Below are 10954 nucleotides of genomic sequence, written 5' to 3' on the forward strand. Positions count from 1 at the left end.
CCCGGTGGCCGCTTCTCGCGCAGTTCCCCGCGCCCCTGGGTCGTTCTTCACCCGCGGCCCGGTGGCCGCTTCTCGCGCAGTTCCCCGCGCCCCTGAAGGCTGCGCTTCGCGCGCCTTCCCCCTTGGGGCCGCGCCCCATCTCAGCTGATGAGATGCCGCACGAAGTGCGCATCTCAGGGGCGCGGGGAACTGCGCGAGAAGCGGCCACCGGGCGTCAGTCGGCGATGCTCCCCACGTCGGCCGAGGCCAGGCGTCCGTCCGCCATCTCTACGACCCGGTCGGCGACAGCCAGGTGCGCCCGGTCATGGGTGACCAGCACCGTCGCGGCCCCCCGCGCCCGGGTGAGCCCGGACAAGAGATCCAGGATCGCGGCACCCCGGTCGTGATCCAGCGCGCTGGTCGGCTCGTCGACGAGGAGGACCTTCGGGTCGTTCATGAGGGCCCGCGCGATATTGACCCGCTGCCGCTGCCCGCCGGAGAGCTGATGCGGCCGGCGGTGGGCCTGGGCGCCGAGCCCGACGTCGTCCAGCAGCTCCACGGCCCGCCCCCGCACATCGCGCCCGCGCCGCCCGCCCAGATGAGCCATCACCTGAAGCTGCTCCAGCGCGGTGAGCGACGGCAGCAGATTGGGCTGCTGGAAGACGATGCCGATGGCGGCACGGCGCAGCGCGGCGGCATCGGCCCGGCTCAGCCCGGTCGCCGCGACACCCCCGACGAGCACCCGCCCGCGATCCGGAGTGACGAGCGTGGCGGCGACGGCGAGCAGGCTGGACTTGCCGGACCCCGACGGCCCGACGACGGCCGTGAGCCCGCCCGCGGGTACCGACAGGCTCACCCGGTCCAGGGCGGTCAGCCGCCCGTCCCCGTCCGGATACGTCAGCGTGATGTCGTCGAGCAGCAGGGTCATCGGGCACTTCCGAGCGCGGTGAGGGGATCGATGGCGGTGATCCGCCGGATGGACAGGGCGGCGCCGACGGCGCCGAGGACGGTCATCACGACGGCCGGGCCGACCGTCGTCAGCGGCTCCATCACGAACGGCACGCTGTCCGGCACGAACGCCCCGATGAGCGCGGCGAGTCCGGTACCGAGGGCACTGCCGCCGACCAGCATGACGACGGCCTGCCCGAGCGCGTCCCGCAGCAGATGCCCGGTGGACGAACCCAGCGCCTTCAGGACGGCGATGTCGCCGCTGCGCTGAATCGTCCAGACGGTGAAGAACGCGCCGATGACGAGCGCCGAGATGACGAAGAGGAAGCCGCGCATCAGTTGCAGCGAACCGTTCTCGGCCTGGTAGGACCCTATGGCTTCGAGGGCGCCGTCGACGGTGGTGGTGTCGGTCCCGGCCGCCCGGTCCGCGCCCGCGAGGTCGGCGCCGGACGCGGTGGACAGAGCAATGACGGTGGCCGTGGCCCCGCCGGAGCGGGTGAGCCGCTGCCAGTCGCCGAGGTCGGCCCAGACGACGGGAGTGTGGCTGTAGGAGTCGTCGCCGGAGACGGCGGAGACGGTGAGCTTCCCGCCGCCGAGCACGAGCGTGCCGCCCGCGCGCACCCCGAGTTCCCGCGCGGCCTTCTGCGACAGGACGGCGGTGCCGGGCGCCGTGGCGTCGGGCGCGAGACCGGAGTCCGGCCGCACCCCGAACACGGAGACGGCGGCCGTCCGGCCGCCCGCCGCCGCGTTGAGCGTGCGGATGCCGAGCGGCTCGGCGCTGTGCACGCCCGGCCGTCCGGCCAGCTCCCGCCACTGCTTCTCGGTGACGGTCGAGCCGGTGAAGGACACCGACTGGCCGTCGGCGGGACGCGCGAACGCGATGTGGTCGGCCGGCAGTGCCGTCAGCGCGGACGTGTTGTCCCGCGCGAGCCCGGCGGTCAGCCCCGACAGCAGCCCCACCAGCAGCGTGATCAGTACGATCACGGCGCCCATCAGGGCGAACCTGCCCCGGGCGAACCGTAGATCTCTCCATGCGACGAACATGCCGTCCACAGTGCGGCCCGGCGGCCCGCCCGGGCATCGCGCCACAGCACACTTCACCCGAATCGAAGGGCGCAGCCGGCTTTCAACCTTTCGGTTGACCGCTTCGAGGGATTGCCTCCGTACGCTGGTCAACGGTATGGATCCACGCTCCCTCACCCCCGCCCTCCGCGTCCTGCGCCTGTGTCTGCACCTGCTCACGGCGGGGCTGCTCGCCCTCGTCGTCGTACGCGCCCTGACCGGGCGGACGGCCGAACCGGCCGCGGCGGTGGTGACGGCGGCCGCGGCGATGGGCGCGGTGTACGCGGCCGGGCCGCTGATCCCGGCCGTCCGCTCCACGCGCGCGGGCGCCGCCTGCTGGCTCGCCGTGCTCGGCGCGGTGTGGGCGGTGCTGCTCGCCCTCTCCCCCGACGGCCTGTGGCTCGCCTTCCCGCTCTACTTCCTCCTCGTCCATCTGCTGCCCGCCCGCTGGGGCGTGCCGGCCGTGGCGGTGGCGGCGGGCGCGGCCATCGCCTCGTACGTCGGTCATGGCGCGCCGCTCAACGCGGGCGCGTTCATAGGGCCGCTGATCGGCGCCGCCGTCGCCGTCGCGACCGTGCTGGGCTACCAGGCCCTGTACCGGGAGAGCGAGAGCCGGCGGCGGCTCATCGAGGAGCTGATCGCGACCCGGGCCGAACTCGCGGACGCCGAGCGCACCGCGGGCACCCTCGCCGAACGCGAACGGCTCGCCCGCGAGATCCATGACACCCTCGCCCAGGGCCTGTCCTCGATCCAGCTGCTGCTGCGTGCGGCGGGGCGTGATCTGCCCGCCGGTTCCCCTGCCGCCGGCCACATCGAGCGGGCCAGGGCGACCGCCCAGGACAATCTCGCCGAGGCCCGCCGTTTCGTACGGGCGCTCAGCCCGCCCGACCTCGACCACGGCTCGCTGGCCGGCGCCCTGGAACGGCTCTGCGCGACCGCCCCCAGCGTCAGCGCCCGCTTCACGACGAGCGGCACCCCGCTCGCGCTCCCCACCCCGTACGAGGTGGCGCTGCTGCGGATCGCCCAGTCGGCGCTCGGCAACACGGCCCGGCACGCGCACGCGCGCCGCGCGGAGATCACCCTCAGCTTCATGGAGACCTCGGTGGCCCTCGACGTGGTGGACGACGGCGTCGGATTCGACCCTGAACGGGCCGTCACCGGCGACGGCGGGGACGGCGGGTTCGGGCTGCCCGCGATGCGGGCGCGGGTGCGGGCGCTCGGCGGCACGTTCACCGTCGAGTCGGCGCCCGGCCAGGGCACGGCGGTCGCCGTCACCCTGCCGCTGCCCGCCGGGGGTGCCGCGTGATCCGGCTGCTGCTCGCCGACGACCATCCCGTCGTACGGGCCGGGCTGCGGGCCGTCCTCGACGCGGAGCCGGACTTCGAGATCGTCGCGGAGGCGGCGTCCGCCGAAGGGGCGGTGGCGCTGGCCGCTTCGGAGCGGGTCGACGTGGTGCTGATGGACCTTCAGTTCGGGGCCGGGATGCACGGCTCGGAGGCGACGGCGCTGATCGCGGCGGCCGACGGCGGGCCGCGGGTCCTTGTGCTCACGACGTACGACACCGACGCGGACATCCTGGCGGCCGTGGAGGCCGGGGCCTCCGGGTATCTGCTGAAGGACGCGCCGCCGGAGGAACTGGCGGCGGCCGTCCGCACCGCCGCCGCGGGGCGCTCCGCGCTGGCCCCGGCCGTGGCGCTCCGTCTGATGGACCGGATGCGGGCGCCCGCCGAATCGCTGAGCAAGCGGGAGCTGGAGGTGCTGCAACTGGTGCGGGACGGGCTGTCGAACGCCGAGATCGCCCGTCAGCTGTTCCTGAGCCAGGCCACCGTGAAGTCCCATCTGGTGCACGTCTACGCCAAGCTGGGCGTCGACTCCCGCACCGCGGCGGTGGCCGCCGCCATCAATCGGGGCTTGGTTCGTCCCCGCTAGGGGCGCGGGGAACTGCGCGCTCAGCCACGACGAGAGCCGCGGACGCATGTGCACGGCCCATGAGCAGACGCGTCTGCGGCCTATTTGTGGCTGGTCGCGCAGTTCCCCGAGCCCCTGGCGGGGCGCAGGAGCGCCCTCAGCTCGGCTCGGGGCACCTTGCGCACCGGGACAGCCGCGATGCGGTCGGGCCAGCGGGAGTACAGCTTCTCGCCCTCGGGCGGCTCCCAGGCCACGACGGCGAGCAGCGGCCGGCCCGACCCGCGGGCCTGGTCCACGGCGGAGCGCACCGCGGCGAGGCTCGCCGGGGAACCGCTCACCCCGACCACCACCCGGCCGGCCCGGAACCCGTCGTCGTACATCGCACGCCTCCTCTGCGCCTCCGGGCCACTTCTCCTCGGCCACTCGTCGAGTCTGTACGCTGATTGGCCTGGACAGCAGGGCCAATATCGGAGATGTGGCATGGCGGGTGAAGCGGTGGTCCGCAGCATGGACAGTCTCGGCAGCCGCCGGCTCGCCGAGCTGGTGGCCGGGAGCACGGCCGGGCGGCGCCCCGGCTATCGCGCGCTCGCGCAGGGCGTGCGGACGCTGCTGCTCGACGGGCGGATCCCGCTGCGCTCGCGGCTGCCCGCGGAGCGCGAGTTCGCGGCGGCGCTCGGGGTCAGCCGGGCCACCGTCACGGCCGCCTACGACCTGCTGCGGGAGAGCGGGTACGCGCACAGCAGGCGCGGCTCGGGGACCTGGACGGAGCTGCCGGAGGGCGCGCGGCCGACCAGTGTCCCCACCCCGGCCGCCGGGGACGGCGTGATCGACCTGGCGATCGCGGCGCCGGGCGCGGTGGCCGAGGAGCTGACGGCCGCCTACGCGGCGGCGGCGCCGGACGTGGCGCGGCACGCGGCGACCCCGGGCTACCACCCGTTCGGCCTGCCGGAGCTGCGGGCCGCGATCGCCGGGCGGTACACGCGGCGGGGCCTGCCGACGCTGCCGGACCAGATCCTGGTCACGAGCGGCGCCCAGCAGGCCGTCTCGCTCACGCTCACTCTGCTGGGCAGGCCCGGCGACCGGATCGCGGTGGAGAACCCGTCCTACGCCAACGCCCTGTCCGTGATCCGGCGCCTGGGTCTGCGGACCGCTCCCGTGCCGGTGACCGACGAGGGCTGGGACGCCGACCTGTTCGGCGCGACGCTGCGGCAGTCGGCGCCCCGGCTCGCGTATCTCATCCCGGACTTCCAGAACCCGACGGGCCGTCTGATGCCGGCCGGGCAGCGGCAGCAGGTGATCGCCGCGGCGCGGGCGACCGGCACCTGGCTGGTCGTGGACGAGACGGTCGCGGACATCGGGCTCGACACCCCGACGCCCCCGCCGTTCGCGTCGCTGGCCGGGGCGGGCGGCGGTGAACAGATCGTCACCGTCGGCTCGTTGAGCAAGGGCCACTGGAGCGGGCTTCGGGTGGGCTGGGTGCGGGCGGGCACCCGGCTGATCACCGAGCTGACGGCACTGCGGGTGACCGCCGACATGTCGGGCTCGGTCCTCGACCAGCTGGTGGCGGGGCGGCTCATCGACCGCGAGGCCGAGGTGCTGCGCCGCCGGCTGCCGGTGCTGCGCGCGCAGCGCGACCATCTGGTGGCCGCGCTGGAGCGCGAATTCCCCTCCTGGCGCTGGGCGTTGCCGCCCGGCGGGATGTCGCTCTGGGTCGATCTGGGCCGTCCGGTCGCCTCGGCGCTGTCCCGGGCCGCGCTGCGGCGCGGGGTGCGGATCGAGGGCGGGTCACGGTTCGGCGCCGACCCCGGGACGTTCGAGCACCGGCTGCGTTTCCCCTACACGCAGCCGGTGGACGTGCTCGACGAGGCGGTGCGCCGGATCGCGGCCGCCGTCGACGGCGGGCTCGGCGGCGCGGGCGACGAGCCGGGACGCCCGCACTGGGTGGCGTGACCGGCTCAGTTCGCCGACGGCGGCGCGGTGCCGAACAGCTCGACGGCGCCGCGCACTTGGGACAGCGCCCCGGACAGCGCGCTCACCGAGCCGATCGCCCCCGCGACCAGCAGCAGCGACCGCCGCAGCCGGGGCACCTCGGGCTGCCCGCCGCCCGCCATGGCGTCGAGCGCCGCGAGTTCGTCCTCGGCGATCCCCCGGTCGGCGAACTCGGCCGGATGGGCCGCGAGTTCACGACGCAGCCGGGACACGGCCGTGCGCAGCTCCGCAACCCGCGGATCCTCGTCGCTGCCCGTCACAACTCTCTGCTCCATGCTCCGCAACACAGCACTCCCCCTCGCACCTCGTCGTGCGTCTCCCGCTGTACCGCGCTCCACGGTGGTCAGTCGTGCAACTCGGTTGTGAGGCGGACCAGTTAACGCCAAAGGGGCCCGCCCGCGCCAGTCCGTTGCGCAAGGCAACTTCATTTGTCCGAACCGCCTCCGGGTCGCGCCGCACCGCGGGCCCGGGCCGCCGACGGAGCCGGTGTGCGGTATGCAGGGATCATGACGACGAAAGACACAGGCACGGTCGCCGGGCTGCTGCTCGCGGCCGGTGGCGGGCGGCGGCTCGGCGGCCGTCCGAAGGCCCTGCTGACCTTGGACGGCCGGCCTCTGGTGGAGCACGCCGTACGCGTCTTGCGCGCGGGGGGATGCGGGCCGCTGCACGTGGTACTCGGGGCGGCGGCCGACGGCGTACGGGAGCGGGCCGCGCTCGATGGGTGCGTGCTCGTGGACAACCCGGAGTGGGCGGACGGCATGGGTTCGTCGCTGCGGGCCGGTCTCGACTCGCTCGCCGCGACGGACGCGGCGGCCGCGCTCGTCCTGCTCGTCGACCAGCCGGGCATCGGGGCGGCGGCGGTGACCCGGGTCCGGGAGGCGTTCCGCTCGCCCGCGTCCCTGGTGGCGGCCGCGTACGACGGGGAGCGCGGGCATCCGGTGCTCTTCGGCCGTGACCACTGGGCCGGGATCGCCGCGAGTGCGAGCGGCGACCGCGGGGCACGCGCCTATCTCAAGGAGCACGCGGCGGCGGTGGAACTGGTGGAGTGCGGGGACATCGCCGAGGCGTACGACATCGACACGGAGGACGACCTCCGGCACCTTCGGTGAAGGGGGTGGCACTCAGCGCCACGATCTGTCGACTCGGAGAATCTCGACATCAACAAACCATTGAACTTCCACGATGAGGAAACTAGTATCCACTGATCAGAAGGGCAGGTCCCCCGAAGCGGGGCCAGCAGCCGTACCCAGGCGCGCCCGGCACCCCGTGCCGACGCCCGCGCCCGCTCGCTGAAGGAAGTGACAGTTCATGTCCGCACCAGCGCCGTCCCCGCTGGCCATCGTCGACGCCGCGCCCCTGCCCCGGCAGGACGAGGTGCTCACCGACGCGGCCCTCGCCTTCGTGGCCGAGCTGCACCGGCTGTTCACGCCCCGGCGTGACGAGCTCCTCGCCCGCCGTGCCGAGCGCCGCGCCGAGATCGCCCGCACCTCAACGCTCGACTTCCGCCCGGAGACCGCCTCGATCCGCGAGGACGACACCTGGAAGGTCGCCCCGGCCCCGGCCGCGCTGAACGACCGCCGGGTCGAGATCACCGGCCCCACCGACCGCAAGATGACGATCAACGCGCTGAACTCCGGCGCGAAGGTCTGGCTCGCCGACTTCGAGGACGCCTCGGCGCCGACCTGGGAGAACGTCATCGGCGGTCAGCTCAATCTGACCTCCGCCTACCACCGCTCGATCGACTTCACCGACGAGCGCACCGGCAAGTCGTACGCGCTCAAGGACGCCGACGAGCTCGCCACGGTCGTCATGCGGCCGCGTGGCTGGCACCTCAACGAGCGCCACCTGGTGGACGCCGACGGCAAGGCCGTCCCGGGCGCCCTCGTCGACTTCGGCCTCTACTTCTTCCACAACGCCAAGCGCCTCATCGAGCTCGGCAAGGGCCCGTACTTCTACCTCCCGAAGACGGAGTCGTACCTGGAGGCCCGCCTCTGGAACGAGATCTTCGTCTTCGCGCAGGACTACGTCGGCATCCCGCAGGGCACCGTCCGCGCCACCGTTCTCATCGAGACGATCACGGCCGCGTACGAGATGGAGGAGATCCTCTACGAGCTGCGCGACCACGCCTCCGGCCTGAACGCGGGCCGCTGGGACTACCTCTTCTCCATCGTCAAGAACTTCCGTGACGGCGGCCAGAAGTTCGTCCTGCCGGACCGCAACCTGGTGACGATGACGGCCCCCTTCATGCGGGCGTACACCGAACTCCTCGTCCGCACCTGCCACAAGCGCGGCGCGCACGCGATCGGCGGCATGGCGGCCTTCATCCCGTCCCGCAAGGACGCCGAGGTCAACAAGGTGGCGTTCGAGAAGGTCCGCGCCGACAAGGACCGCGAGGCCGGCGACGGTTTCGACGGTTCCTGGGTCGCGCACCCGGACCTCGTCCCGATCGCGATGGAGTCCTTCGACAAGGTCCTCGGCGAGAAGCCGAACCAGAAGGAGCGCCTGCGCGAGGACGTCTCCGTCGCCGCCGGTGACCTGATCGCCATCGACTCCCTCGACGCCAAGCCCACCTACGACGGTCTGGTCAACGCCGTCCAGGTCGGCATCCGCTACATCGAGGCCTGGCTGCGCGGCCTCGGCGCCGTCGCGATCTTCAACCTCATGGAGGACGCGGCCACCGCCGAGATCTCGCGCTCGCAGATCTGGCAGTGGATCAACGCGGGTGTCGTCTTCGACAACGGCGAGACCGTGACGGCCGATCTGGCCCGCAAGGTCGCCGCCGAGGAGCTGGCGAACATCAAGGCCGAGATCGGCGAGGACGCCTTCGCGGCCGGCAAGTGGCAGCAGGCCCACGACCTGCTCCTCCAGGTCTCCCTGGACGCCGACTACGCCGACTTCCTGACCCTCCCGGCGTACGAGCAGCTCGGCTGACCCGACGGTCCGGGTGACGGCCGGTGGGGCCTTGCGCTGAGATGACGCACGAAGTGCGCATCTCGAGCAGCCCCACCGGCCGTCGGACGCATCCCTACCCGAGATGCACGGACCAGTCCTGCTCGGCCCCCGGCTTGCCATGGAGATCGGGCACCCGCTTCAGCCACGCGGGCCGCCCCTTCTCCATGGCGGCCGCGCGCCGCGCATCGGCGGCGGCCAGCTCGTCCCGGGAAGGAAAGCCCGTCGGCAACCAGGACGCCGAACTCCGGGCCCGGGCCAGCAAGAAGGACACGTACGCGTCCCGCGCCTGCTCGGGCGTCGCGAAATCAGCCGTCAGCCAGGCGTCCGGCACCAGCGCCAGCACCTCGCGCAACAACCCCTCCGTCACCTTCGGCGCCAGCTCGGCATCGGCGGCACGGGTGTCGGGGCCGTACCCGCCCAGCGCGTGATGCCTGAAGTCGTAGGCCCGCTCGGGCGCGGCCCCGTCCCAGCGGTGGTGGAAGACAAGCGCCGCCCCGTGGTCGATGAGCCACAGCTTCGGCGGGACGGTGCCGAAGGTCGGCCAGACCATGAGGTTCGAACTGTGCACGGTGCGGTCGACGTTGACGGTGAAGGCGTCCAGCCAGACGATCCGGCCCGCTTCGAGCGGGTCGACGGCGAACACCTCGGCGATCTCGGGCGTGAAGTCGGCCGCGCCCGGCAGATAGTCCATGCCGAGATTGAGCCCGGCGCTCGCGTGCAGCAGGTCCTGGACCTCCTGGTGCGGTTCATCGGCGGCGACGGCCGGGTCGAAGTGGGCGAGGACCAGCTCGGGGAAGCGCAGCCCGAGCCGGCGCGCCAGCTCCCCGACGACGATCTCGGCAACCAGCGCCTTGACGCCCTGCGCGGAGCCGGTGAATTTGAGGACGTACGTTCCGAGGTCGTCGGCCTCGACGACCCCGGGGACCGAGCCGCCGGCGTGCAGCGGGGTGACGTAACGGGTCGCGGTGACCTCTCTCAGCATGTTCCCAGGCCATTCGTCCAAGGCTTCGCGCCTCCGGCATGAAAGAGCATCGTAACCAAGAGTGATCGTCGGCCCGGTCCGCGGCGGGGTCAGGCCATGCGCCACTTCTGGTTGGACGTTCCGGCACAGCTCCACAGCTGCAGGACGGTGCCCGCGGCGGTGTTCTTGTCCGTGACGTCGAGGCACAGGTCCGGATCGACGCTGTCGACGAGGTCGAAGGACTTCTTCAGTGTGAAGCTCTCGTGATCGGCGCGCGACGAGGAGCAGGCCGCGAGACGCGCCGTCGTGCCGTCGGAGTGGCCGGAGACGGCCAGGCACATCGTGCCTCCGAAGGTGCGGGCGGTGCCGTCGGACGGGAACGTCCAGCCCTGTGACGGGTCGCCGTCGTCGCAGTCGGCCAGCACCGCCGGGGTGCCCGCCGCCTTCGAGCCGCCCTGGCTGGCCAGGCAGCGGTTGGAGGCGAAGTTGAGGACGAGGCCGCCGGTGAAGGCAGCGGCCTGGCCGTTCGACTTCGGCTTCTGGGTCGCGGTCTGCCCGCTGCTCCCCGTGCCGCTCCCGGTCGCCTGCCCGGTGGACTTGCCGCCACCGCCGCCGCTCCCGCCGCCGGTGTCCGGCGCCGCGGGCTGCTCGGCGGGTGCGGCGCCACCGGCCGCCGATGAGCCGCCCTTCTTCTCGCCGGACGCGGATCCGGAGTGGTGCGCGGCGGAGCCGGAAGGCCGGTGCGAGGCCTTGCCCGGGCTCGCGGACGGGTCGTGCGCGGCAGGCGCGGACGCCCGGCCGGTGGCTTCGACGGTGGCCGCGGCCTGTGCGGTGTCGTCGCCGCCGAGCCGCGAGACCCCCGCGACCACGCCGACGCCGACGACGGCGAGGCCCGTCACACCGGCCACCGCGACCGCCACCCGGCGGCCGGGCCGGAGCAGGCGGGCGCCGGAGAAGTGGTGGCGGCGGGCGAAGTCGGCCGAGAACGACCTGCCGTCCGGCGCGGAGGGTCCGGCGGACGGCCCGGAGGCCAGGCGGACGAGGGGCGTTTCGTCGGTGGCGGGTGACGAGGCGGCCGGCAGGGGTTCCTCGTCGGTCCCGGGCGGGGGCGTTCCCTCGGGCCGGGGCCCGCCGGACGGGGAGGATGTCGTCATA

Annotated in this window: 11 protein-coding genes; 5 read left to right on the forward strand and 6 right to left on the reverse strand. The window is 73.4% G+C overall.

Annotated features, from left to right (window positions below; translation table 11 throughout):
• Positions 1-214: 214 nt before the first annotated feature.
• Both K377_RS36660 and K377_RS36665 read right to left on the reverse strand, forming a co-directional pair.
• Positions 215-907, reverse strand: a complete 693-nt coding sequence (locus K377_RS36660; protein ID WP_111667970.1) for an ABC transporter ATP-binding protein — start codon at positions 905-907, stop codon at positions 215-217.
• Positions 904-1971, reverse strand: coding sequence for an ABC transporter permease (locus tag K377_RS36665; protein WP_111667971.1), 1068 nt, complete (start codon positions 1969-1971; stop codon positions 904-906). Before K377_RS36665 ends, K377_RS36660 begins: the two co-directional genes overlap by 4 nt.
• A 136-nt stretch (positions 1972-2107) precedes the next feature.
• Here K377_RS36665 and K377_RS36670 point away from each other — a divergent pair, with 136 nt between their 5' ends.
• Together K377_RS36670 and K377_RS36675 are read left to right on the forward strand one after the other, a co-directional pair.
• The gene (locus K377_RS36670) at positions 2108-3295 is read left to right on the forward strand and encodes a sensor histidine kinase (protein WP_111667972.1); all 1188 of its coding nucleotides are present in this window, start codon (positions 2108-2110) and stop codon (positions 3293-3295) included.
• Positions 3292-3918 (forward strand): response regulator transcription factor, encoded by a 627-nt coding sequence (locus tag K377_RS36675; protein WP_111667973.1) that lies wholly within the window; start codon positions 3292-3294, stop codon positions 3916-3918. Before K377_RS36670 ends, K377_RS36675 begins: the two co-directional genes overlap by 4 nt.
• A gap of 80 nt (positions 3919-3998) precedes the next feature.
• Here K377_RS36675 and K377_RS42770 read toward each other — a convergent pair whose 3' ends face one another.
• Positions 3999-4277 carry a universal stress protein gene (locus K377_RS42770; protein WP_111667974.1) on the reverse strand — a complete coding sequence of 93 codons (279 nt, stop codon included), beginning with the start codon at positions 4275-4277 and terminating at the stop codon, positions 3999-4001.
• A 100-nt stretch (positions 4278-4377) separates the two neighbouring features.
• On the opposite strand from K377_RS42770, the gene K377_RS36685 reads away from it, so the two are divergent.
• A complete protein-coding gene (locus tag K377_RS36685; protein ID WP_111667975.1) occupies positions 4378-5847 on the forward strand; it encodes a PLP-dependent aminotransferase family protein in 1470 nt (489 codons plus the stop codon).
• Between the two features lie 5 nt (positions 5848-5852).
• On the opposite strand, the gene K377_RS36690 is transcribed toward K377_RS36685, so the two are convergent.
• Positions 5853-6173, reverse strand: coding sequence for a DUF5955 family protein (locus K377_RS36690; protein ID WP_111667976.1), 321 nt, complete (start codon positions 6171-6173; stop codon positions 5853-5855).
• A 219-nt stretch (positions 6174-6392) separates the two neighbouring features.
• Between K377_RS36690 and K377_RS36695 the strand changes: the two genes are divergently transcribed.
• Together K377_RS36695 and aceB are read left to right on the forward strand one after the other, a co-directional pair.
• On the forward strand, positions 6393-6995 hold the full coding sequence (locus K377_RS36695; RefSeq protein WP_111667977.1) for an NTP transferase domain-containing protein: 603 nt from the start codon (positions 6393-6395) through the stop codon (positions 6993-6995).
• A 199-nt stretch (positions 6996-7194) separates the two neighbouring features.
• Complete coding sequence (gene aceB / locus K377_RS36700) at positions 7195-8817, forward strand: malate synthase A (RefSeq protein WP_111667978.1); 1623 nt, start codon at positions 7195-7197, stop codon at positions 8815-8817.
• Between the two features lie 94 nt (positions 8818-8911).
• Here the strand turns inward: aceB and K377_RS36705 are convergent, their stop codons facing one another.
• Positions 8912-9820, reverse strand: coding sequence for a HipA family kinase (locus K377_RS36705; RefSeq protein WP_111667979.1), 909 nt, complete (start codon positions 9818-9820; stop codon positions 8912-8914).
• Between the two features lie 89 nt (positions 9821-9909).
• On the reverse strand, positions 9910-10953 hold the full coding sequence (locus K377_RS36710) for an RICIN domain-containing protein (protein ID WP_111667980.1): 1044 nt from the start codon (positions 10951-10953) through the stop codon (positions 9910-9912).
• Position 10954: the final 1 nt, after the last annotated feature.

Source organism: Streptomyces sp. PsTaAH-137 (genome assembly GCF_003259365.1).
In the GTDB taxonomy this organism is placed as follows: Bacteria; Actinomycetota; Actinomycetes; order Streptomycetales; family Streptomycetaceae; genus Streptomyces.

What these genes read in the sequence shown, in the direction of transcription:
- K377_RS36665 (WP_111667971.1), bottom strand. Translation starts at nt 1,971, where the DNA reads ATGTTCGTCGCATGGAGAGATCTACGGTTCGCCCGGGGCAGGTTCGCC.
- K377_RS36660 (WP_111667970.1), bottom strand. Translation starts at nt 907, where the DNA reads ATGACCCTGCTGCTCGACGACATCACGCTGACGTATCCGGACGGGGAC.
- K377_RS36695 (WP_111667977.1), top strand. Translation starts at nt 6,393, where the DNA reads ATGACGACGAAAGACACAGGCACGGTCGCCGGGCTGCTGCTCGCGGCC.
- aceB (WP_111667978.1), top strand. Translation starts at nt 7,195, where the DNA reads ATGTCCGCACCAGCGCCGTCCCCGCTGGCCATCGTCGACGCCGCGCCC.
- K377_RS36705 (WP_111667979.1), bottom strand. Translation starts at nt 9,820, where the DNA reads ATGCTGAGAGAGGTCACCGCGACCCGTTACGTCACCCCGCTGCACGCC.
- K377_RS36685 (WP_111667975.1), top strand. Translation starts at nt 4,378, where the DNA reads ATGGCGGGTGAAGCGGTGGTCCGCAGCATGGACAGTCTCGGCAGCCGC.
- K377_RS36710 (WP_111667980.1), bottom strand. Translation starts at nt 10,953, where the DNA reads ATGACGACATCCTCCCCGTCCGGCGGGCCCCGGCCCGAGGGAACGCCC.
- K377_RS42770 (WP_111667974.1), bottom strand. Translation starts at nt 4,277, where the DNA reads ATGTACGACGACGGGTTCCGGGCCGGCCGGGTGGTGGTCGGGGTGAGC.
- K377_RS36670 (WP_111667972.1), top strand. Translation starts at nt 2,108, where the DNA reads ATGGATCCACGCTCCCTCACCCCCGCCCTCCGCGTCCTGCGCCTGTGT.